Here is a 21,544-nt window from a genome sequence, read left to right on the forward strand (position 1 = left end):
GACATGAAACTTAAAGAAATCCAAGCATTTGTTAAAGAACTTCGTGGTCTTTCTCAAGAAGAACTTGCGAAGCGCGAAAATGAATTGAAAAAAGAATTGTTTGACCTTCGTTTCCAAGCAGCTGCTGGTCAATTAGAGCAAACAGCTCGTTTGAACGAAGTGAAAAAACAAATTGCACGTATCAAAACCGTGCAATCTGAAACGAAATAGTAGATTGGGAAAGGAGAATTTCTAAAAATGGAACGTAATCAACGTAAAACCCTTGTTGGACGCGTCGTTTCTGACAAGATGGACAAAACAATCACAGTTGTAGTTGAAACAAAACGTAACCACCCAGTCTATGGTAAACGTATTAACTACTCTAAGAAGTACAAAGCTCATGATGAGAACAATACTGCCAAAGAAGGCGATATCGTTCGTATCATGGAAACTCGTCCGCTTTCAGCTACAAAACGCTTCCGCCTTGTAGAAGTTGTTGAAGAAGCGGTTATCATCTAATCAAACCGGAAAGGAGAAAACTTAAATGATTCAAACAGAAACTCGTTTGAAAGTTGCTGACAACAGTGGTGCTCGCGAAATCTTGACAATCAAAGTTCTTGGTGGTTCAAAACGTAAGTTCGCTAACATCGGTGATATTATTGTTGCATCTGTAAAACAAGCTACTCCTGGTGGTGCGGTTAAAAAAGGTGACGTTGTAAAAGCGGTTATCGTTCGTACTAAATCAGGTGCTCGTCGTAAAGATGGTTCATACATCAAGTTTGACGAAAATGCTGCGGTGATTATCCGTGAAGATAAAACTCCTCGCGGAACTCGTATCTTCGGCCCAGTTGCACGCGAACTGCGTGAAGGCGGCTTTATGAAGATCGTTTCACTTGCACCAGAAGTACTTTAATTTATAGTTCTAAGTAGATTTTAGAAAACTAACAAACAAGTCCCCTGAATTATTTTCAGGGTGCCCTCAGGGCGTAAGAAATAAAAGGAGAAACCAATGTTTGTAAAAAAAGGCGACACAGTTCGTGTGATTGCTGGTAAAGACAAAGGCGTTGAAGCTAAAGTTCTTACAGCACTTCCAAAAGTAAACAAAGTTGTTGTTGAAGGTGTAAACATCGTTAAGAAACACCAAAAACCAAATAACGAAAACCCTCAAGGTGCCATTGTTGAGCAAGAAGCACCAATCCATGTATCAAACGTACAAGTACTTGATAAAAATGGTGTTGCAGGACGCGTTGGCTACAAGTTTGTAGACGGCAAGAAAGTTCGTTATAATAAAAAATCAGGCGAAGTGCTTGACTAATCACGAAGGAAAGGAGAAGTATAATGGCTAATCGTTTAAAAGAAAAATATCTTAATGAAGTAGTTCCTGCTTTGACAGAAAAATTTAACTACTCATCAGTTATGGCTGTGCCAAAAGTAGATAAGATCGTTTTGAACATGGGTGTTGGTGACGCTGTTTCAAACGCTAAAAACCTTGAAAAAGCTGCTGAAGAATTGGCTCTTATCTCAGGTCAAAAACCACTTATCACTAAAGCTAAAAAATCAATCGCCGGCTTCCGTCTTCGTGAAGGTGTAGCGATCGGTGCTAAAGTAACCCTTCGTGGCGAACGTATGTATGAGTTCTTGGATAAATTGGTTACTGTATCACTTCCACGTGTGCGTGATTTCCATGGTGTTCCAACAAAATCATTTGATGGACGCGGAAACTACACACTTGGTGTGAAAGAACAATTGATCTTCCCAGAAATCAACTTTGATGACGTTGATAAGACTCGCGGTCTTGATATCGTTATCGTAACAACTGCTAACACTGACGAAGAGTCACGTGCATTGCTTACAGGCCTTGGAATGCCTTTTGCAAAATAATCTAGGAGGTAAATAAATTGGCTAAAAAATCAATGATTGCTAAGAACAAACGCCCAGCGAAGTTCTCTACGCAAGCTTATACTCGTTGTGAAAAATGTGGCCGTCCACATTCAGTTTACCGCAAGTTTAAACTTTGCCGTGTTTGCTTCCGTGAATTAGCATACAAAGGACAAATCCCAGGCGTTACCAAAGCATCTTGGTAAGAATGATGTGAAGGCGTTAAAAACGCTCAGCAAAAATAGGAAATTTAGTGACGGCGCTTGCGCCTAGATAAATTTATCTTTTTTGCCCAGCGTTTAGCCTGAACTCAAAGTTATCATGTTCACGATACAAAATCATCTAAGATGATTTGAACACGGACTAAAAGCTGTGTAAAAAAGAGTCAATCGTCTAGGCTCAGTCGAGCCGTCACCGATTTTCCTATTTTTACTTTGCTTTTCACGTCCTTTGTATCATAATTAACTAGCAAGTGAAAACTTCAAACTACTAGTAAGAGGAGAAAATAAAAATGGTTATGACTGACCCAATTGCAGACTTTTTGACACGTATTCGTAACGCTAACCAAGCCAACCACGAAGTGCTTGAAGCTCCTGCATCAAACATCAAAAAAGGAATTGCTGAAATTCTGAAACGCGAAGGTTTTGTGAAAAACGTTGAATACATCGAAGATGACAAGCAAGGTATCGTTCGTGTATTCTTGAAGTACGGACAAAACGGTGAAAAAGTCATCACTGGTTTGAAACGTGTTTCAACACCAGGTCTTCGTATCTACAAAAAACGCGATGAACTTCCAAAAGTCTTGAACGGACTTGGAATTGCTATCATTTCAACATCTGAAGGTTTGCTGACTGACAAGGAAGCACGCCAAAAGAATGTTGGTGGGGAAGTTATCGCATACGTATGGTAATTTTATGATACTAAGCCCGTAATGAACCAAGCAAAATTAGGAAGTTAGAGCAGTTTGCTTACAAACAAGCTAACTTATCTATTTTGCACAGTTCATAGGGCGAGTTCAAATCAATGATGTGAAGGCGTTTAGCCTGAACTCAAATTCATGATAAACAGTTTAACTGTTATCACACCCCGTGAAAACTGGCTTTACAGCCTGACAATTTAACAGGAGAAAATAAACATGTCACGTATTGGTAATAAAGTAATCGTCTTGCCTGCTGGCGTTGAAATCAGCAACAAAGACAATGTGGTTACTGTAAAAGGACCTAAAGGAGAACTCACTCGCACGTTCTCTAAAGATATTGATATTCGTGTGGAAGGAACAGAAGTAACTCTTCACCGTCCAAACGATACAAAAGAAATGAAAACAATCCACGGAACAACTCGTGCTCTTTTGAACAACATGGTTCATGGTGTATCAGAAGGATTCAAGAAAGAACTTGAAATGCGTGGGGTTGGATACCGTGCTCAACTTCAAGGTAAAAAATTGGTACTTTCAGTTGGTAAATCTCATCCAGATGAAGTGGAAGCTCCTGAAGGTATTACTTTTGAACTTCCAAATCCAACGACTATTGTTGTGAACGGAATCTCAAAAGAAGTAGTTGGACAAACTGCTGCTTATATCCGTAGCTTGCGTGCTCCTGAACCATATAAAGGGAAAGGTATCCGCTACGTTGGTGAATTCGTTCGCCGTAAAGAAGGTAAAACTGGTAAATAATGTTATAAGGTTGTTTTTCAACCAAGATATTTATTTCCAACTTTGTGCTTAGGCATACAATAAAATTAAGAGGTGAAAATTGTGATTTCGAAACCAGATAAAAATAAAGTCCGCCAAAAACGCCATCGTCGCGTTCGCGGAAAACTCTCTGGAACTGCTGATCGCCCACGTTTGAACGTATTCCGTTCTAATACAGGCATCTACGCTCAAGTAATTGATGACGTAGCGGGTGTAACGCTCGCAAGCGCTTCAACTCTTGACAAAGAAGTTTCAAAAGGAACTAAAACTGAACAAGCCGTTGTTGTCGGCAAACTTGTTGCTGAACGTGCAGTTGCTAAAGGTATTACTGAAGTGGTGTTTGACCGCGGTGGATATCTATATCACGGACGTGTAAAAGCTTTGGCTGATGCAGCTCGTGAAAACGGATTGAAATTCTAATAGGGAGGACACTAAAAAATGGCATTTAAAGACAATGCAGTTGAACTTGAAGAACGCGTAGTTGCGATTAACCGTGTTACAAAAGTTGTTAAAGGTGGACGTCGTCTTCGTTTTGCAGCTCTTGTAGTTGTTGGTGACCGTAATGGTCGTGTTGGCTTTGGTACTGGTAAAGCCCAAGAAGTACCAGAAGCAATTCGCAAAGCAGTTGAAGATGCGAAGAAAAACTTGATTGATGTACCAATGGTCGGTACAACAATTCCTCACGAAGTAACATCAGAATTTGGTGGAGCTCGTGTCTTGTTGAAACCAGCCGTAGAAGGTGCTGGAGTTGCTGCTGGTGGTGCTGTTCGTGCCGTCATCGAATTGGCTGGTGTGGCAGATATTACATCTAAATCGCTTGGCTCAAATACTCCAATTAACATTGTTCGCGCAACTGTTGCAGGTTTGAAACAGCTTAAACGTGCTGAAGAAGTTGCTGCCCTTCGTGGTATTTCAGTTTCTGACTTGGCTTAAGAAAGGAGATCATCATGGCTCAAATTAAAATTACTTTGACTAAGTCTCCAATCGGACGCATTCCGTCACAACGCAAAACTGTTGTAGCACTTGGACTTGGCAAATTAAATAGCTCAGTTGTTAAGGAAGATAACGCTGCCGTTCGTGGAATGGTCAATGCAGTATCTCACTTGGTAACTGTTGAAGAAGTTTAAAAGATTTGTTAAACTAAAAATAATAGTAGGGGATGAGAAAATTCTCAGCCCCTAAAACTAAATATATGGTTAAGCGAGTTGTACTAGGGACACCTTTTCCCTAGTAACAGCGCTAGCATTCATTAAAAGGAGAAAATAAAAAATGAAACTTCATGAATTACAACCTGCTCAAGGTTCTCGTAAAGTTCGTAACCGTGTTGGTCGTGGTACTTCATCTGGTAACGGTAAAACATCTGGACGTGGTCAAAAAGGACAAAAAGCTCGTAGCGGTGGCGGTGTTCGCCTTGGCTTTGAAGGTGGACAAACTCCACTCTTCCGTCGTATGCCAAAACGTGGATTTACAAATATCAACGCAAAAGAATACGCAATCGTTAATCTTGACCAACTCAATGTCTTTGAAGACGGCACAGAAGTAACTCCAGTTGTACTTATCGAAGCAGGTATTGTAAAAGCTGAAAAATCAGGTGTGAAAATCCTTGGTAACGGAGAATTGACTAAGAAGTTGACTGTTAAGGCGGCTAAATTCTCTAAATCAGCTGAAGAAGCTATCACTGCTAAAGGTGGTTCAGTGGAAGTCATCTAAGTGAGGTGGCTATATGTTTTTTAAACTATTAAAAGATGCACTAAAAGTTAAGCAAGTACGCTCTAAGATCCTTTTTACGATTTTCATTATTTTAGTCTTTCGTGTAGGAACACATATCACTGTGCCAGGGATCAATGCAAAGAGCTTGGAAAGTTTGAGTAATCTTTCTTTCCTAAATATGCTTAGTCTGGTATCAGGAAATGCATTAAAAAATTTCTCAGTTTTTGCACTGGGAGTGAGCCCTTACATCACGGCTTCTATCGTTGTACAGCTGCTTCAGATGGATATTTTACCGAAGTTTGTTGAATGGGGCAAGCAAGGTGAAGTGGGACGGCGCAAACTTAATCAAGCAACGCGCTATATTGCTCTTGTTTTAGCTTTTGTACAATCTATCGGGATTACTGCAGGTTTTCACACATTATCAAGTGCCAAGTTAGTGGCAACACCAAATTGGCAGACCTATGTTCTGATTGGTATTCTACTGACGACAGGCTCTATGATTGTAACCTGGTTGGGTGAGCAGATCACAGACAAAGGATACGGTAATGGTGTATCTATGATCATCTTTGCTGGGATTGTTTCAGCGATTCCAAGTACGATTGGTGGTATTTACACAGATTACTTTGTCAATGTTCCAAAAGAACGCTTGACCTCATCCTTAATCTTTGTTGGAATTTTAATCATTGCAGTATTGATTATTGTTTACTTTACAACTTTTGTTGAGCAGGCACAATACAAGATTCCAATTCAATACACTAAGGTTGCACAAGGAGCACCGTCTTCTTCTTACCTACCACTGAAAGTTAACCCAGCGGGGGTTATCCCAGTCATCTTTGCAAGTTCAATTACGGCTGCACCTGCGGCTATCTTGCAGTTTTTGAGTGCAACAAATAACAATGCTTCTTGGGTTCGTACCTTGCAAAGTCTCTTTGCAACAACAACTCCGAGCGGGATTGCTATGTATGCTTTGCTTATTATTCTCTTTACATTCTTCTATACCTTTGTTCAGATTAACCCTGAAAAAACAGCGGAAAATCTGCAAAAGAGTAGCGCTTATATTCCAGGTGTACGTCCGGGTAAAGGAACAGAAGAATATATGGGACATCTCTTACGTCGCCTGGCTACAGTTGGTTCTCTTTTCTTGGGACTTATTTCTATTTTGCCAATTTTGGCGCGAGATCTCTTTGGACTTTCTGAAGCAGTTGCCTTTGGGGGAACAAGTCTCCTGATCATCATTTCGACAGGTATTGAAGGAATGAAACAGCTGGAAGGGTACTTATTAAAGAGAAAGTATGTTGGCTTTATGCATGTTGATGAATAAACAAGTTGAGCGGGTAGGACAAGTTTGTCTTACTCCCTCTCTTTGTTTTTAGATAAGTTTGTTAAAAAAATTAGCGGATTTATCTAAAAATAAATTAAGGAGAATTCATCATGAATCTTTTGATTATGGGCTTGCCGGGTGCTGGCAAAGGAACTCAGGCTGCAAAAATTGTAGAGGCTTTTCAGATTGCTCACATCTCAACGGGAGACATGTTTCGTGCAGCCATGGCAAATGAAACGGAAATGGGCTTGCTTGCAAAATCTTACATTTCTAAAGGAGAACTAGTTCCAGATGAAGTGACAAATGGTATTGTCAAAGAGCGTCTGGCACAAGATGATATTAAGGGAACAGGTTTCCTTCTGGATGGTTATCCGCGCACGATTGAGCAGGCTCACGCTTTAGATGCAACTCTCGCTGAACTCGGTTTGAAACTTGAGGGTGTTATCAATATTAAAGTGGATCCGTCTTCTCTTCTTGAGCGTCTCAGTGGACGAATCATTCACAAGAAAACTGGCGAAACTTTCCATAAGGTTTTCAATCCACCAGCAGGTGACTATAACGAAGATGATTACTACCAACGTGAAGACGACAAGCCAGAGACGGTGAAACGCCGTTTAGATGTCAATATCGCGCAAGGTGAACCGATTATTGAACATTATCGTGCTCAAGGTTTGGTTCACGATATAGAAGGCAATCAAGCGATTGATGCGGTCTTTGCAGATATTGAAAAAGTCTTGACAAATTTGAAATAAAAGGCTTGCAGTGCTTGCAATATTTGACAAGTAGTGGTAGAATAAGTTAGTCTGACTTATAATTGTTACCTCTGTGCTCAGAGGAACTAATCGAAATTTAGGGAGGTGCTTTTGCGTGGCAAAAGACGATGTGATTGAAGTTGAAGGTAAAGTAGTTGATACTATGCCAAACGCTATGTTTACGGTTGAACTTGAAAATGGACATCAGATTTTAGCAACAGTTTCTGGTAAAATTCGTAAAAATTATATTCGTATTTTAGCGGGAGACCGTGTTACTGTCGAGATGAGTCCATACGATTTGACTCGTGGACGGATCACTTACCGCTTTAAATAGTCGAAAAACTTGGAGGGATAAGAAATGAAAGTAAGACCATCGGTCAAACCAATTTGCGAATACTGCAAAGTTATTCGTCGTAATGGTCGTGTTATGGTAATTTGCCCAGCAAATCCAAAACACAAACAACGTCAAGGTTAATAATAGAAAGGAGAAAACATGGCTCGTATTGCTGGAGTTGACATTCCAAATGACAAACGTGTAGTCGTATCACTTACTTATGTATACGGTATCGGACTTCCAACTTCTAAGAAAATCCTTGCTGCTGCAGGTGTTTCTGAAGATATCCGTGTCAAAGATTTGACATCTGATCAAGAAGATGCTATCCGTCGTGAAGTTGACGCAATCAAAGTTGAAGGTGACCTTCGCCGTGAAGTAAACTTGAACATTAAACGTTTGATGGAAATCGGTTCATACCGTGGTATCCGTCACCGTCGTGGACTTCCTGTTCGTGGACAAAACACTAAAAACAATGCTCGCACTCGTAAAGGTAAAGCTGTAGCGATTGCAGGTAAGAAAAAATAATATAAGGAGGTAAAAATTTTGGCTAAACCAACACGTAAACGTCGTGTGAAAAAAAATATCGAATCTGGTATTGCTCATATTCACGCAACATTTAATAACACTATTGTTATGATTACTGATGTGCATGGTAATGCGATTGCTTGGTCATCTGCTGGTGCTCTTGGATTTAAAGGTTCTCGTAAATCTACACCATTTGCAGCCCAAATGGCTTCAGAAGCAGCTGCTAAATCTGCACAAGAACACGGTCTGAAATCAGTTGAAGTTACTGTTAAGGGTCCAGGTTCTGGTCGTGAGTCTGCTATCCGCGCTCTTGCTGCCGCTGGTCTTGAAGTAACTGCAATTCGTGATGTGACTCCTGTACCACACAATGGTGCTCGTCCTCCAAAACGTCGCCGTGTATAATTATCAACACATTACACAGCTTTTCGTTTAAGAGGGAGTAGCAAAATGATTGAGTTTGAAAAACCAAATATAACAAAAATTGATGAAAATACAGATTATGGCATGTTTGTAGTCGAACCACTAGAACGTGGTTATGGTACAACACTTGGCAACTCTCTTCGTCGTGTCCTTCTCGCTTCACTTCCAGGTGCTGCAGTAACTTCTATCAATATTGAAGGTGTTTTGCACGAGTTTGATACAGTTCCAGGTGTCCGTGAAGATGTGATGCAAATCATTCTGAACGTTAAAGGCATTGCTGTAAAATCTTACGTCCAAGACGAAAAGATGATTGAGCTTGATGTTGAAGGTCCTGCAGAAATTACTGCTGGAGATATCTTGACAGATAGTGATATCGAAATTGTAAACCCTGATCATTATCTTTTTACGATTGGTGAAGGTGCTAGCCTTAGAGCCAAGATGACTGTTCACACAGGTCGTGGTTATGTACCAGCTGATGAAAATAAGAAAGATGATGCACCAGTGGGAACACTAGCAGTAGACTCTATCTACACGCCGGTGAAAAAAGTTAATTACCAAGTTGAACCAGCTCGTGTTGGTAGCAACGATGGTTTTGACAAATTAACTCTTGAAATCATGACAAATGGAACGATTATTCCTGAAGATGCGCTCGGTCTTTCTGCGCGAATTTTAACTGAACACCTTGATCTCTTTACAAATCTCACTGAAATTGCTAAGACAGCAGATGTGATGAAAGAGGCTGATACAAGTTCAGATGATCGCGTAATGGAACGAACGATTGAGGAATTAGATCTATCTGTTCGCTCTTACAACTGTTTGAAACGTGCGGGAATTAATACCGTCTACGATTTGACAGAGAAGTCTGAGCCTGAAATGATGAAAGTACGCAATCTAGGTCGCAAGAGTTTGGAAGAAGTTAAGATTAAATTGGCTGATCTTGGACTTGGATTGAAAAACGATAAATAAAGGAGGAATGAAACTACATGGCTTACCGTAAACTAGGACGTACTAGCTCACAACGTAAAGCAATGCTTCGCGATTTGACAACTGATTTGATTATCAATGAATCAATTGTAACAACTGAAGCTCGTGCCAAAGAAATCCGCAAAACAGTTGAAAAAATGATCACTTTAGGTAAACGTGGTGACTTGCATGCTCGTCGTCAAGCAGCAGCTTTTGTACGTAATGAAATTGCATCAGAAAGCTACGATGAAGCAAATGATAAATATACAGCAACTACTGCTCTTCAAAAATTGTTCTCTGACTTGGCACCTCGCTATGCAGAACGCAATGGTGGATACACTCGTATTCTGAAGACTGAACCACGTCGTGGTGATGCTGCCCCAATGGCAATCATCGAATTAGTATAAGATCATCATTTTTGTTGAGTGTTATGATGATGGAGTATCCAGTACTCTTAGTCTAGCTCTGGTCTACCGCTAGGTCTACCTAAGCCCTAGCGGTAACACTCATCATCAGATATGAGTAGACACTTGTTTACGAAATTGCTTTTAGAAAAAACAATTTCGCAAGCAGGTGTTTTTTTATTTTATTAAAATTTTAATTTATGAAAGTAAGAAATATCTCTTGACATTTTTTGATTACAGTTGTAAACTATAATAAGAAATATGATTACAAATGTAATCGAGCGAGGGGCTTTTATATGGAAAATATCTCTATGACGACCAGCGAGCGGCAAGTCATGCGGGTCATTTGGGCTTATCCTCATAGTAGAAGCCAAGAAATTATTATGCGACTTGAGAATGATTTCTCTTGGAAGCCTGCGACCATCAAGACCTTGCTGAATCGGCTTAAGCGAAAAAGTCTTATCTCTATGGAAAAGATTGATGGGAAATTTTACTATAATAGTTTAATTTCGGAAGAAGAACAACTAGCGGTAGAGCGCCAGCGACTTTTATCGGGGATTTGTAATACTAAGCAGGGACAACTGCTGGCAAATCTCGTTGAAGAAAGTCGGTTATCTCAAAAAGATATTAGTCGGTTGATAGGAATTTTAGAAGAGCGCCGTGCGACAGCTCCTGAGGAGGTTTCTTGCTCTTGCGTTAAGGGGCAATGCCGCTGTGCACATCATGATTAGAAAGAGGAAGAAATGGATAAAAGAAGCTATAAAATTTCCGGAATGACTTGTGCTACTTGTGCTTTGACAGTAGAAATGGCGGTCAAGGAAGTTCCAAATACAAGTGATGTGGCCGTGAATTTAGCAACGGAAAGACTAACCTTCCAGCCGACAGGACTTGTTTCTGATCAGGCGATTTTGAAGGCTGTTTCTGATGCGGGTTACGAGGCTACATTAATAGATGAGGAGAATAATCAGGAGCGTCAGGCTGCTTTTTCAGAAAAGGAGCACAGGCGTCGGAAACTGGGAAAATCAGTAAAATGGGCAGTTATCTTTACCGTACCCCTTCTTTATGTTGCTATGGGGTCGATGATCGGTTTACCCTTACCTAATTTTCTAAATCCTAGGAGCAATCCCATACTAATTGTGTGGCTGGAGTTGTTTCTCACTCTTCCAGTGATGTACTTGGGGCGTGGTTTCTATACGCGAGGTTTTCGTAATTTGTTTAAAGGACATCCGAATATGGATAGTTTGATTGCTATGGGGACGAGCGCTGCTTTTCTCTATAGTGCCTATGCCTTTCTTCACGTTCTTGAAGGTCACGTTCATTTTGTACATCAGCTATATTTTGAGTCTGTAGCAACGATTATCACTTTGGTTTTGCTTGGGAAATATTTAGAGGCAGGCGCCAAAGGTCGGACTTCGCAGGCTATCAAAGAATTGATGCAGTTGGTTCCAAGCAAGGCGACTGTGATTCGGAATGGGCAAGTGATGGAAATTCCCACTGAGGATATTGTAGTTGGGGATATCGTTCGTGTGAAACCGGGTGATCGGATTCCGGTAGATGGTCAGGTCATCGCAGGTCAGACAACAGTAGACGAAGCCATGATGACAGGGGAGAGCATGCCTGTAGTCAAAGGAGTCGGTTCCAATGTGACTAGTGCTACCATCAATCAAACTGGAACAGTGGACTATCGTGCAGAGCGTGTGGGAGCGGATACTACATTAGCCCAAATTATTCATTTAGTTGAAGAGGCTCAGGGATCTAAAGCTCCGATTGCAGCTCTAGCAGACCAAATTGCTCAGTATTTTGTACCGACAGTTTTGGCTTTGGCTACTTTTGCAGCTTTGGCTTGGTATTTTATTGGTGGGCAGTCAGTTCCTTTTTCACTTTCCATTTTTATAGCGGTTTTGGTTATTGCTTGTCCCTGTGCTCTGGGCTTGGCTACACCAACGGCTATGATGGTCGGCATGGGAAAGGGTGCTGAAAATGGCATTCTGATTAAATCAGGGACAGCTTTAGAGGTTGCTCATCAAGTGAACACAGTCGTTCTAGATAAGACGGGAACAATCACTGAAGGCAGACCTCAACTAGTAGATATGGCTTTGTTTGATCGAGGAATGAATCGCCAAAAAATCTTACAATTAGTTGCGAGTGTCGAGCAAGCTAGTAATCATCCCTTGGCTAAAGCCCTTGTAGAAGCGGCACAAGCAGAGCAGTTAGAGTTAGAAGAGATTCAACATTTTGAGAATCTCTCAGGTCAAGGTTTGAAGGCACAAGTGGCTCAATATCAGCTTCTTATCGGTAACGAATCTCTACTCAACAATAAAAATGTGCCACTTGACCAAGCACAGAAAACTCTGGAGCTATTTGCTAAAAACGGGCAGACACCAATTCTTGTCGCCATTGATGGGAAACTTGCTGCGGTTATAGCAGTTGCTGATCAAATCAAAAATACGAGCAAGGCTGCAATTACGGCACTTCAAGCACGAAATATCAAAGTTGTTATGTTGACGGGTGATCGGCTTGAGACTGCCGAGAATATTGCCAAGCAGATTGGAGTGGATGAAGTTGTTGCTCAAGTTTTGCCACAGGATAAAGCGCAAGTGATTAAAGATTTTCAAGCTCAAGGACGTAAAGTAGCTATGGTTGGTGATGGCATTAATGATGCGCCAGCCTTAGCTCAATCCGACGTCGGAATTGCAATCGGTTCCGGGACGGATGTTGCCCTAGAGGCGGCTGATATTGTCCTTATGCACAGTGATCTTATGGATGTCAATCGTGCTCTGACCCTCAGTCAGGCAACGCTTCACAATATTAAGGAAAATCTCTTTTGGGCATTTGCCTATAATGTTTTTGGAATTCCTATCGCTATGGGAGTACTTACTTTTTGGGGTGGTCCCCTTCTTAATCCTATGATCGCAGGCTTAGCCATGAGTCTTAGCTCGGTTTCTGTCGTGACCAATGCCCTGCGACTTCGTTATACAAAATTATAAAGGAGAATTCAAATGAAACAAACCATTAAACTAGAAAATCTATCTTGTCAAAACTGTGTCAAACATGTGACTAAGCATTTTGAACAGTTAGCAGGTGTAAGTGAGGTAACTATTGACTTGGCAAGTCAAACTGCCCTGGTCGAAACAAGCCAGGCCCACTCTCTAAGTGACTACCAAACGGCACTTGCAAAAACAGTTTACAAGGCTTTGTCAGTGGACTAGTCGGATAAATTTGAACCTAATCAACCTCAAAAATGAAATAGGACATTTGTAAATGGCTCATCCTAATCCTTATCAATCAAATTTTTAAGTAAAAAATGATAAAACCGAGGTTTTTAAGCAAATTCTTTTCATAAATACTGAAAATCCTGTATAATACTTGATACAAAGGTAAGAAGTATATGTATAAAGTGATTGAAATGTATGGAGATACAGAACCGTGGTGGTTTTTTGAGGATTGGGAAAAGGACGTTGTTGCGACGCGAACATTTGAGAATTACTATGAAGCGCTCAAATATTATAAAACGATCTGGGTAAAATGGCAGAGTAAACTACCATTTTATCAAAGTCGTAGTGACTTGATGACGATCTTTTGGAATCCGAGTGACAAGCGATGGTGCGATGAGTGTAATGAATATTTGCAGCAATATTATTCGATTGCTTTACTAGAGGATGATCACCAAGTGGCTAAAAGTAAATTTCGTCCGGGTTATCAGAAACAAAATGCTAAGCAGCAAGTAAAGATATGCAAGTTGAAACGATGAAAGTCTACGTCAAGTAGGCTTTTTATTTTTGAAAACACCATCTAGCATATATAAATTATTGGAATTAAAAAATTGCTCTTTTTTATAATTTTTCCTTTATTTTACGAATAAGTAAGTGAAGTAAAAATCTGATTATTCTGTTGGAATAAGATAGAGAGGAGATTATGGTTCAAAAAATAGCTGAGGATCTGATAGCCAGAGCCCGCGCTCAACTAGCACAGGATATTTATTTTGTGCCTAAGAAAGACTGCTACGAGCTTTTTTTCCGAGTGGGAGATGAGCGAGTTTTTATTCGCAAGTATGACTTGGAGCAGATGGTTACGGTTATCGGGCATTTCAAATTTAAGGCGGGTATGAATGTAGGTGAGAAACGTCGCAGTCAGCTGGGGTCTTGTGATTATTTGGTAGATGGGCAGGTTACGTCACTTCGTCTGTCGACTGTGGGGGATTATCGTGGACTGGAGAGTTTGGTTATTCGACTTCTTCATGATGAAAGTCGAGAACTGCATTTCTGGTTTGATGAAATAGAGAACCTATCAAGTAAATGCAATAGGCGCGGCTTGTATCTTTTTTCGGGTCCTGTTGGAAGTGGCAAGACTACACTTATGCATGAGCTTGCTAAAAGACGCTTTGTAGGGCAACAAATCATGTCTATTGAAGATCCTGTTGAGCTTAAACAAGACAATATATTACAGCTTCAACTTAATGAAGCGATTGGCATGACCTATGATAACTTAATTAAGCTATCGCTTCGGCATCGTCCAGATTTGCTGATCATTGGAGAAATTCGCGATGCAGAAACTGCACGAGCAGTTATCAGAGCTAGCTTAACGGGTGTAACTGTTTTTTCAACGATTCACGCGAAGAGCGTCCCGGGAGTTTATGAGCGTCTGTTGGAGCTCGGTGTCAGGCAAGAAGAATTGAAAAATAGCTTGCAAGGAATATGTTATCAACGATTAATTGCGGGGGGAGGACTGGTAGATTTTGTCGAACGAAATTTTGAAATGCACCAAGCCACACGCTGGAATGCGCAAGTGGATTGCTTGGTTGCAGATGGACATCTCACTAAGGAAGGCGGACAAGCCGAAAAAATTGGCGACAGCTAAGCAAGAACAGGTCGTCGCTCTTTTCAATAATCTTTTTGCAAGTGGCTTTCATTTAGGAGAGATGATTTCCTTTTTGGAACGCAGTCGTCTCTTACCTAGCTCTGCTATTCAGATTATGCGGCAGGGACTTGAATTAGGGCAACCATTTTCTAGTATAATGGAAAATTTAGGTTTTTCTACCGCAGTTGTAACCCAACTCTCTTTGGCAGAGTTACATGGTAATGTAGGTTTGAGCTTGATCAAAATTGAAGATTATTTAAGCAATATTTCTAAGGTTCGCAAAAAATTAATTGAAGTGGCAACTTATCCTGTGATGCTCTTAGGCTTCCTCGTTCTTATCATGCTGGGCTTGAAGAATTATCTCCTGCCTCAACTTCAAAGTCAAAATTTAGCCACTCAGGTTATTAGTAACCTACCCAAGATATTTTTTAGTTTTGTATTGCTCGTTTTGGCGTTTATTGGAATTGGACTTTACTATTGGAAGAGATCATCGCATATGCTGATTTTCAGCATTTTGGCAAAAATATCCTTTATAAAAAAGTTTATCCAAAATTATTTAACAGCCTACTATGCACGAGAATGGGGAACGATGATTGGTCAGGGCTTAGAACTTAGTCAAATTTTTACTCTTATGAAAGAGCAACCTTCTTGCCTCTTTCGAGAGTTAGGAGCAGATTTGGAAAGGCGACTGATGCTAGGGCAATCATTTGCTCAATCTGTTCAATCTTATTCTTTTTTCCACAAAGAGTTATCTTTGATTATTGAATACGGTGAGGTTAAGTCAAAGTTAGGAAGCGAGCTAGAAATCTATGCTGAAAAGACTTGGGAGAATTTTTTTGCTCGTGTTAACAAAGCGATGAATATCATTCAGCCCCTCGTTTTTGTCTTTGTGGCGCTGATGATTGTATTACTTTATGCAGCAATGTTGCTGCCTATTTATCAAAATATGGAGGTTCATTTATGAAAAAATTATTTTTAACAATCAAAAAATCTACAGTTAAGGCTTTTACGTTAATAGAAATGTTAGTCGTCCTTCTCATTATCAGTGTACTTATGCTGCTCTTTGTACCAAATTTAACCAAACAAAAAGATGCGGTGACTGAAAAGGGAAATGCTGCTGTGGTTAAAGTTGTGGAAAGTCAAGCGGAGCTGTACGCTCTGGATCATCCAAATGATACAGTTACGGTTGCTAAACTTCAGATGGAAGGGAAAATTACAGACAGCCAAGCTAAGGCTTATAGAGCATACTATGCAAAAAATACTTCTGAAACACCTAATGTTGGCAGTTAAGGCCTTTACATTACTAGAGAGTTTACTGGTTTTAGTAGTAACGAGTACTCTTTTATTGCTTTTGTCGGGGACGATCACTTCAAGTTTTCAAACGGTGGAGGAACATTTGTTCTTTTTGGACTTTGAGCATGTCTATTCTGAAAGTCAAAAGCAGAGTTTAGCTGCTTATCAGCCTTTGGAATTATCAATTAATGAGAAAGAAATCTCAAATGGTGTGAGTAAAATTCGCTTACCCAAGGGAATTTCGACAAGTCCACAGACCTTGACTTTTGATAAGGGAGGAGGCAACTCTTCTTTAGGCAAGATTATCTTTCGGACTAGGACGAAAACAGTAGCCTATCAACTTTATATGGGAAATGGAAAATTTAAAAAAACAGAAAATTAAGGCTTATATTCTTCTCGAGGCCTTGGTGGCACTGGCAATTTTTGCCTTTATTGCAACGATTGTGCTGGAAAATATCCGGATAATGAGACAAAATCAGGCAATAACTATGAAACGTGAGGAAGTGCTGCGCGTGGCACATATGGCTTTGCAAACTCAAAAAGACACGCTTACTCTTAACGGAATTACTGTGCGAGTTGAAAAAAGCAACAATCAACTTATTGTTTATCAAGGGGAAAAAGAGGTGCTTTATGTGGAAAGACGTTAATGTGCGGGCTTTCAGCTTATTAGAGGCTTTGGTCGCTTTACTGGTTATTTCAGGGGGGCTTCTCTTGTTTCAGTCAATGAGTCAACTTTTGGCTGCTGATCTTCGGTATCAAACTCAACAGGAACAACGAGATTGGCTCCTGTTTGTAGATCAATTAGATAATGAACTATCACGCAGTCAATTTCAAAAGGTGGAGAATAACAAGATCTATGTTCACCAAGATGGGAAAGACATAGCTTTTGGGAAATCGAACAAAGATGATTTTCGTAAGAGCAATAGTGCAGGCCAGGGTTATCAGCCGATAATTTTTAGAATTAAACAGGCAACGATTCGTAAGGACAAGGACATGATTACGCTGAGTTTGGTTTTTGAGAAAGGGCTGGAAAGAAAGGTGGTCTATCGTGTGGAGGAAAACAGTTAAGGCAGGAGTGCTTCTTTACGCTCTTTTAATGATGGCAGTGTTTAGCTTGCTCTTGCAGTTTTATCTGAACCGTCAAGCAGCAACAGCTAAAATCTTACAGCAAAACCAAGAGCGACAAGAGGCGTTTGCGATGGCTCTGTTAGCTAAAGAGGGAAAAAATCAGCCGGTACAAACTTTTGATAAGGGAAAAGTCATTTCTAGTCAAAAGAAAGGGCAGCAAATCTTTCAAGTTCGGACTGAAAGTGGAACAACTTATGTTTACAACTTTACCTTAAATCAAGAACTAAAATCAGATTCATCTATGAAATCAACTCAAACAGATAGCCAAAAGGAGTAGATTTTGGTATCATAGGGATATGAATTTTGAAAAAATTGAACAAGCTTACGCCTTGTTATTAGAAAATATCCAAAATCTCCAGAATATATTGGGGACAAGCTTTTATGATGCTCTGATTGAACAAAATGGGCTTTATCTGAATCCAAATTCTAATGCCAGCTTTGTCGATAAGAATAATCAAAAATTGCGACAATTAGCTCTCAGCAAGGAAGAATGGCGCAGAAGTTTTCAATTTCTTTTAATCAAAGCCAATCAAACCGAGCCTCTGCAAGCCAATCATCAGTTTACACCGGATGCTATCGGTTTTCTCTTGGTCTTTATTTTGGAAGAATTGACAGTCGACCAAGAACTAGATCTTTTAGAATTTGGAAGCGGTACAGGAAATCTAGCTGAGACCATTCTTAACCATAGTAAGAAGAAAATTGATTATCTGGGTCTAGAGTTGGATGATCTTTTGATTGATCTATCAGCTAGCATTGCAGATGTCATGGATAGTCAAGCCCACTTTATTCAAGGGGATGCAGTTCGTCCACAAGTTTTGAAAGAGAGCGACGTTATTATCAGCGATTTACCTGTTGGTTATTATCCAGATGATGTGATTGCTCGTCGTTTTGAAGTGGCAAGTAGGGATGAGCATAGCTACGCTCATCATCTTATGATGGAGCAGTCATTCAAATATCTGAAAAAGGATGGCTATGCGATTTTTCTTGCTCCTAATGATCTCTTAACAAGTCCCCAGAGTGACTTGCTCAAAGCATGGCTGAATCAACGTGCCCAGTTGGTGGCAATGATTGCCTTGCCTGAGAATCTCTTTGCCTCAAGTAAACAGGCTAAATCTATTTTTGTTCTGCAAAAGCAACAGGAACAAGCAATTGAAACTTTTGTCTACCCTCTGTCTAACCTTCAGGATAAAGAGGAAATTCTCAAATTTAGCCAAAGTTTTCAAAATTGGCTTCAAAATTAGTGAAATTCACACAAAATTTTGATATACTGGTTCTATGAAAACGCTTAGAAGAGGTAAATTTATGTCAAAAACAATCGCAATCAACGCTGGAAGTTCTAGTCTGAAATGGCAGCTTTATCAAATGCCAGAGGAAAAAGTAGTGGCTAAAGGCTTGATTGAGCGGATCGGATTGAAAGATTCTATTTCCACGGTTAAATATGGAGATAAGAAACATCAGCTGGTGTTGGATATTTTAGATCATGTGCAAGCTGTAAAGATCTTGTTAAATGACTTGATTGAACTGGGTATCATCTCAGACTTCAACGAGATTACAGGCGTTGGACACCGTGTTGTTGCAGGTGGTGAGAGTTTTAAGGAGTCAACCTTAGTGGATGATGAGGCTTTGGCAGAAATCGAAAAATTATCTGAGTTGGCACCTTTGCACAATCCAGCTAATGCGGCAGGTATCCGCGCTTTTAAAGAGATTTTGCCTGATATTACTTCAGTCGCGGTTTTTGATACTGCTTTCCATACGACCATGCAACCGGCGACTTATCTCTACCCAATTCCTGTTAAGTACTATGAGGATTACAAGGTTCGGAAGTATGGTGCACATGGGACCAGTCATTACTATGTAGCACAAGAAGCGGCTAAGTTGCTTGGAAGACCACTCAGTGAGTTAAAGTTAATTACGGCTCATATCGGAAACGGGGTTTCTATTACCGCTAATTATCATGGTGAGTCAGTCGACACCTCTATGGGCTTCACGCCGCTGGCAGGTCCAATGATGGGAACACGTTCTGGAGATATTGATCCAGCTATTATTCCTTACCTGATCCAACAAGATCCTGAACTCAAAGATGCAGCAGATGTCATCAATATGCTGAATAAGCAATCTGGTTTGCTAGGGGTGTCGGGAATTTCTAGCGATATGCGGGATATTGAAGATGGTCTTCAGGAACAGAATCCAAAAGCAGTGCTAGCTTACAATATGTTTATTGATCGTATTAAGAAATTTATCGGACAGTATTTGGCTGTTTTAAATGGTGCAGATGCGATCGTCTTTACGGCTGGTATGGGCGAAAATGGCTACTTGATGCGAAACGACGTTATTCAAGGCTTGTCTTGGTTCGGTATTGAGCTGGATCTCACAAAGAATGTCTTTGGCGCAACAGGTGATATTTCCACACCAGAGTCCAAAGTGAGAGTGTTAGTCATTCCGACAGATGAAGAGCTGGTTATTGCTCGCGATGTGGAACGTTTGAAAGCTTAATGAGGGCGGTTTACCGCTCTTTTTGTTAAAAAGTTTTTAACAAGTTAGTAGGAAGAATGAGGTCATAATGTTAGAGAGATTAAAATGGTTTGGGGTCGCTGTAGGAGTTTTTGCCCTTATTTTCGCAGGACAGGTAGGTTTGCTATTTCCTAAGTGGTGGGGAAATAATATGCTAGTCATGTCGGTAGCTTTTGTTTACATGCTTTTCATAGTTAGTCTTCTTATTTGGCTGGGGCAAAAATTGAACTTGATTGGCAAATCCTTTGCTCCTATTCGCAAACATTTGCCTAAGATCTTTCTTAGTTATGGTTGCATTTGGCTAACAAATCTATTGGGGGTTCTAGTTTTAAATATGGAAGGGGCGGCAACGACAAGTAATCAAGGAGCAATCAATGATTTGATAAGCCGACTTCCGTTACCTTTGACCTTTGTAATGATTGTTTTGCTAGCTCCGATTGGAGAGGAATTGCTCTGTCGAGGGGTCATTCCGCGGTTGTTGTTTAAAGATTATGAAATTTTTGGTTATATTGCGGGAGCAGCTTTCTTTGCCTTTCTTCATCATCCGACCAATGTGGGGAGCTGGCTTATCTATGGTGGTATGAGTGCTGTTATCACAACTTTGGCTTATAAAACAAAAAGTCTTGAAACTTCAATGGGCTTGCATTTTATGATCAATGGCATTTCTTTTTTATTAATGGTTCTTCTTTCACCTTTGCTGCATTAAAGATTGGTGCAATAGATAAAGTGTGGTAAAATAGGGTAGTGAGACCAATCACTATCTTTAAGATAGATGACGGGACACGAGAGTGTTCCTTTTTTGCTAGATAGGTGCAGATATGACAAATGAAACATTTAGAAGTTTATTACAAAGTGAGAAAACAGGGCTGTGCGCAATTATCAATGTAACGCCCGATTCTTTTTCTGACGGTGGAAAATTTGACACGGTGGAAACCGCTCTGGCGCAAGCACGACGAGTGATAGAGCAAGGGGCGGTCATGCTGGATATTGGTGGCGAATCAACGCGCCCAGGCAGCCACTATGTCGATATTGAGGAGGAGATTGCGCGTGTAGTGCCTGTAATCGAAGCCATTCGGCGCGAGAGTCAGATAGCGATTTCCGTTGATACGTGGAAATCTCAGGTGGCAGAGGCCGCCCTTCAAGCAGGGGCAAATATGGTCAATGACATCACGGGTTTTCTGGGGGATCCCGATATGGCGGCAGTCGTGAAAGACCATGCTGCGGCCGCTGTTCTCATGTTCAACCCTGTCATGGCTCGCCCTCGGCACGCAAGCTCAAAAATCTTTCCGACCTTTGGCTTTGAACCTGTTTTTTCAGAGGTGGATTTGAGCCACTTTGAAAAATTGGATATTGTCTCACTCATGTGGGTATATTTTGAAAAATCCTTGGAGCGGGCGGAAAAGGCTGGTCTTGCAAAGGAGCAAATCATGGTGGATCCGGGCATCGGCTTTGGTTTGACCAGTCGGGAAAACTTTCTGCTTTTACAGGCTTTAGACGGCATTCACGAGGCTGGTTTTCCGATTTTTCTGGGAGTGTCGCGCAAGCGTTTCATTGTCAATCTCTTGGCGGAAAACGGTTTTGAGGTCAATCCTGAAACGGCAGAAGGCTTCCGCAATCGAGATGTTGCCTCGGCTCACCTGACCAGCATCGCGGCTAGTCGCGGTGTTGAAATCCTGCGGGTTCACGATGTGCTGAGCCACAAAATGGCAGCAGAAATCGGTGACGCCATTCGCTTGGCAGAAAAAACAGAAGATTTGAATTTGGGACAATACAAATAGT

Annotated in this window: 35 protein-coding genes; all 35 read left to right on the plus strand. The window is 40.7% G+C overall.

The genetic code is table 11. The features are described 5' to 3' along the window. Nucleotides 1-3: 3 nt before the first annotated feature. The 35 genes from rpmC (at nt 4) to folP (ending at nt 21,543) form a co-directional block, all read left to right on the plus strand. Nucleotides 4-210: a 50S ribosomal protein L29 gene (gene rpmC, locus A3I3_RS0103485; RefSeq protein ID WP_018371351.1), complete on the plus strand. Its 207-nt coding sequence runs from the start codon at nt 4-6 to the stop codon at nt 208-210. 27 nt (nt 211-237) lie between these two features. Continuing rightward, nucleotides 238-498 carry a 30S ribosomal protein S17 gene (gene rpsQ / locus A3I3_RS0103490; protein WP_018371352.1) on the plus strand — a complete coding sequence of 87 codons (261 nt, stop codon included), beginning with the start codon at nt 238-240 and terminating at the stop codon, nt 496-498. A 25-nt stretch (nt 499-523) separates the two neighbouring features. Continuing rightward, on the plus strand, nt 524-892 hold the full coding sequence (gene rplN, locus A3I3_RS0103495) for a 50S ribosomal protein L14 (RefSeq protein ID WP_018371353.1): 369 nt from the start codon (nt 524-526) through the stop codon (nt 890-892). 96 nt (nt 893-988) lie between these two features. Then, nucleotides 989-1,294 carry a 50S ribosomal protein L24 gene (gene rplX / locus A3I3_RS0103500; RefSeq protein ID WP_018371354.1) on the plus strand — a complete coding sequence of 102 codons (306 nt, stop codon included), beginning with the start codon at nt 989-991 and terminating at the stop codon, nt 1,292-1,294. Nucleotides 1,295-1,317: 23 nt separating this feature from the next. After that, nucleotides 1,318-1,860: a 50S ribosomal protein L5 gene (gene rplE, locus A3I3_RS0103505; RefSeq protein ID WP_005591294.1), complete on the plus strand. Its 543-nt coding sequence runs from the start codon at nt 1,318-1,320 to the stop codon at nt 1,858-1,860. 17 nt (nt 1,861-1,877) lie between these two features. Further along, nucleotides 1,878-2,063: a type Z 30S ribosomal protein S14 gene (locus tag A3I3_RS10440; protein WP_001085697.1), complete on the plus strand. Its 186-nt coding sequence runs from the start codon at nt 1,878-1,880 to the stop codon at nt 2,061-2,063. A gap of 305 nt (nt 2,064-2,368) precedes the next feature. Then, nucleotides 2,369-2,767, plus strand: a complete 399-nt coding sequence (gene rpsH, locus A3I3_RS0103510; protein ID WP_018371355.1) for a 30S ribosomal protein S8 — start codon at nt 2,369-2,371, stop codon at nt 2,765-2,767. Between the two features lie 225 nt (nt 2,768-2,992). Next, on the plus strand, nt 2,993-3,529 hold the full coding sequence (rplF, locus tag A3I3_RS0103515) for a 50S ribosomal protein L6 (RefSeq protein WP_018371356.1): 537 nt from the start codon (nt 2,993-2,995) through the stop codon (nt 3,527-3,529). 81 nt (nt 3,530-3,610) lie between these two features. Next, the gene (gene rplR, locus A3I3_RS0103520; protein WP_003026531.1) at nt 3,611-3,967 is read left to right on the plus strand and encodes a 50S ribosomal protein L18; all 357 of its coding nucleotides are present in this window, start codon (nt 3,611-3,613) and stop codon (nt 3,965-3,967) included. An 18-nt stretch (nt 3,968-3,985) separates the two neighbouring features. Then, nucleotides 3,986-4,480: a 30S ribosomal protein S5 gene (rpsE, locus tag A3I3_RS0103525; protein WP_018371358.1), complete on the plus strand. Its 495-nt coding sequence runs from the start codon at nt 3,986-3,988 to the stop codon at nt 4,478-4,480. Between the two features lie 14 nt (nt 4,481-4,494). After that, complete coding sequence (gene rpmD, locus A3I3_RS0103530) at nt 4,495-4,674, plus strand: 50S ribosomal protein L30 (protein WP_018371359.1); 180 nt, start codon at nt 4,495-4,497, stop codon at nt 4,672-4,674. Nucleotides 4,675-4,816: 142 nt separating this feature from the next. After that, nucleotides 4,817-5,257, plus strand: coding sequence for a 50S ribosomal protein L15 (gene rplO, locus A3I3_RS0103535; RefSeq protein ID WP_018371360.1), 441 nt, complete (start codon nt 4,817-4,819; stop codon nt 5,255-5,257). 13 nt (nt 5,258-5,270) lie between these two features. Beyond that, nucleotides 5,271-6,578: a preprotein translocase subunit SecY gene (gene secY / locus A3I3_RS0103540; protein WP_018371361.1), complete on the plus strand. Its 1,308-nt coding sequence runs from the start codon at nt 5,271-5,273 to the stop codon at nt 6,576-6,578. Nucleotides 6,579-6,688: 110 nt separating this feature from the next. After that, entirely contained in the window at nt 6,689-7,330 is a 642-nt protein-coding gene (locus A3I3_RS0103545) for an adenylate kinase (RefSeq protein WP_018371362.1), read from the plus strand. 115 nt (nt 7,331-7,445) lie between these two features. Then, on the plus strand, nt 7,446-7,664 hold the full coding sequence (infA, locus tag A3I3_RS0103550) for a translation initiation factor IF-1 (RefSeq protein WP_001029883.1): 219 nt from the start codon (nt 7,446-7,448) through the stop codon (nt 7,662-7,664). A gap of 24 nt (nt 7,665-7,688) precedes the next feature. After that, the gene (rpmJ, locus tag A3I3_RS10445) at nt 7,689-7,805 is read left to right on the plus strand and encodes a 50S ribosomal protein L36 (protein WP_001808836.1); all 117 of its coding nucleotides are present in this window, start codon (nt 7,689-7,691) and stop codon (nt 7,803-7,805) included. 18 nt (nt 7,806-7,823) lie between these two features. Then, nucleotides 7,824-8,189 (plus strand): 30S ribosomal protein S13, encoded by a 366-nt coding sequence (rpsM, locus tag A3I3_RS0103555; RefSeq protein ID WP_002262317.1) that lies wholly within the window; start codon nt 7,824-7,826, stop codon nt 8,187-8,189. A gap of 18 nt (nt 8,190-8,207) precedes the next feature. Beyond that, a complete protein-coding gene (gene rpsK / locus A3I3_RS0103560) occupies nt 8,208-8,591 on the plus strand; it encodes a 30S ribosomal protein S11 (protein WP_001118385.1) in 384 nt (127 codons plus the stop codon). A gap of 45 nt (nt 8,592-8,636) precedes the next feature. Continuing rightward, nucleotides 8,637-9,575, plus strand: a complete 939-nt coding sequence (locus tag A3I3_RS0103565; protein WP_018371363.1) for a DNA-directed RNA polymerase subunit alpha — start codon at nt 8,637-8,639, stop codon at nt 9,573-9,575. Nucleotides 9,576-9,592: 17 nt separating this feature from the next. Next, entirely contained in the window at nt 9,593-9,979 is a 387-nt protein-coding gene (gene rplQ, locus A3I3_RS0103570) for a 50S ribosomal protein L17 (protein ID WP_018371364.1), read from the plus strand. 293 nt (nt 9,980-10,272) lie between these two features. Further along, nucleotides 10,273-10,707 (plus strand): CopY/TcrY family copper transport repressor, encoded by a 435-nt coding sequence (locus A3I3_RS0103575; RefSeq protein ID WP_018371365.1) that lies wholly within the window; start codon nt 10,273-10,275, stop codon nt 10,705-10,707. A gap of 12 nt (nt 10,708-10,719) precedes the next feature. Continuing rightward, nucleotides 10,720-12,963 (plus strand): heavy metal translocating P-type ATPase, encoded by a 2,244-nt coding sequence (locus A3I3_RS0103580; RefSeq protein ID WP_018371366.1) that lies wholly within the window; start codon nt 10,720-10,722, stop codon nt 12,961-12,963. A gap of 12 nt (nt 12,964-12,975) precedes the next feature. Continuing rightward, nucleotides 12,976-13,185 carry a heavy-metal-associated domain-containing protein gene (locus tag A3I3_RS0103585; RefSeq protein ID WP_018371367.1) on the plus strand — a complete coding sequence of 70 codons (210 nt, stop codon included), beginning with the start codon at nt 12,976-12,978 and terminating at the stop codon, nt 13,183-13,185. Nucleotides 13,186-13,364: 179 nt separating this feature from the next. Beyond that, nucleotides 13,365-13,727: a DUF1033 family protein gene (locus tag A3I3_RS0103590; protein WP_018371368.1), complete on the plus strand. Its 363-nt coding sequence runs from the start codon at nt 13,365-13,367 to the stop codon at nt 13,725-13,727. 164 nt (nt 13,728-13,891) lie between these two features. Continuing rightward, nucleotides 13,892-14,833 (plus strand): competence type IV pilus ATPase ComGA, encoded by a 942-nt coding sequence (gene comGA, locus A3I3_RS0103595; protein ID WP_018371369.1) that lies wholly within the window; start codon nt 13,892-13,894, stop codon nt 14,831-14,833. Beyond that, nucleotides 14,781-15,797 (plus strand): competence type IV pilus assembly protein ComGB, encoded by a 1,017-nt coding sequence (gene comGB, locus A3I3_RS0103600; RefSeq protein ID WP_026129840.1) that lies wholly within the window; start codon nt 14,781-14,783, stop codon nt 15,795-15,797. Before comGA ends, comGB begins: the two co-directional genes overlap by 53 nt. Beyond that, nucleotides 15,794-16,123, plus strand: coding sequence for a competence type IV pilus major pilin ComGC (gene comGC, locus A3I3_RS0103605; RefSeq protein ID WP_018371371.1), 330 nt, complete (start codon nt 15,794-15,796; stop codon nt 16,121-16,123). Before comGB ends, comGC begins: the two co-directional genes overlap by 4 nt. Further along, entirely contained in the window at nt 16,083-16,508 is a 426-nt protein-coding gene (comGD, locus tag A3I3_RS0103610) for a competence type IV pilus minor pilin ComGD (protein WP_240366765.1), read from the plus strand. The genes comGC and comGD overlap by 41 nt, the downstream gene beginning before the upstream one ends. Beyond that, nucleotides 16,480-16,773 (plus strand): competence type IV pilus minor pilin ComGE, encoded by a 294-nt coding sequence (gene comGE, locus A3I3_RS0103615; protein WP_018371373.1) that lies wholly within the window; start codon nt 16,480-16,482, stop codon nt 16,771-16,773. The genes comGD and comGE overlap by 29 nt, the downstream gene beginning before the upstream one ends. After that, nucleotides 16,757-17,194 (plus strand): competence type IV pilus minor pilin ComGF, encoded by a 438-nt coding sequence (gene comGF, locus A3I3_RS0103620; RefSeq protein ID WP_018371374.1) that lies wholly within the window; start codon nt 16,757-16,759, stop codon nt 17,192-17,194. The genes comGE and comGF overlap by 17 nt, the downstream gene beginning before the upstream one ends. Beyond that, complete coding sequence (gene comGG, locus A3I3_RS0103625; RefSeq protein WP_019231902.1) at nt 17,175-17,531, plus strand: competence type IV pilus minor pilin ComGG; 357 nt, start codon at nt 17,175-17,177, stop codon at nt 17,529-17,531. Before comGF ends, comGG begins: the two co-directional genes overlap by 20 nt. 19 nt (nt 17,532-17,550) lie before the next feature. Beyond that, nucleotides 17,551-18,495 carry a class I SAM-dependent methyltransferase gene (locus tag A3I3_RS0103630; protein WP_018371376.1) on the plus strand — a complete coding sequence of 315 codons (945 nt, stop codon included), beginning with the start codon at nt 17,551-17,553 and terminating at the stop codon, nt 18,493-18,495. A gap of 61 nt (nt 18,496-18,556) precedes the next feature. Beyond that, nucleotides 18,557-19,747 (plus strand): acetate kinase, encoded by a 1,191-nt coding sequence (locus A3I3_RS0103635; protein WP_018371377.1) that lies wholly within the window; start codon nt 18,557-18,559, stop codon nt 19,745-19,747. Nucleotides 19,748-19,814: 67 nt separating this feature from the next. Next, nucleotides 19,815-20,471, plus strand: a complete 657-nt coding sequence (locus A3I3_RS0103640) for a CPBP family intramembrane glutamic endopeptidase (RefSeq protein WP_018371378.1) — start codon at nt 19,815-19,817, stop codon at nt 20,469-20,471. Between the two features lie 112 nt (nt 20,472-20,583). After that, nucleotides 20,584-21,543, plus strand: a complete 960-nt coding sequence (gene folP / locus A3I3_RS0103645) for a dihydropteroate synthase (RefSeq protein WP_018371379.1) — start codon at nt 20,584-20,586, stop codon at nt 21,541-21,543. Nucleotide 21,544 lies beyond the last annotated feature (1 nt).

The organism is Streptococcus massiliensis DSM 18628 (assembly GCF_000380065.1).
GTDB classification, from domain to species: Bacteria; Bacillota; Bacilli; order Lactobacillales; family Streptococcaceae; genus Streptococcus; species Streptococcus massiliensis.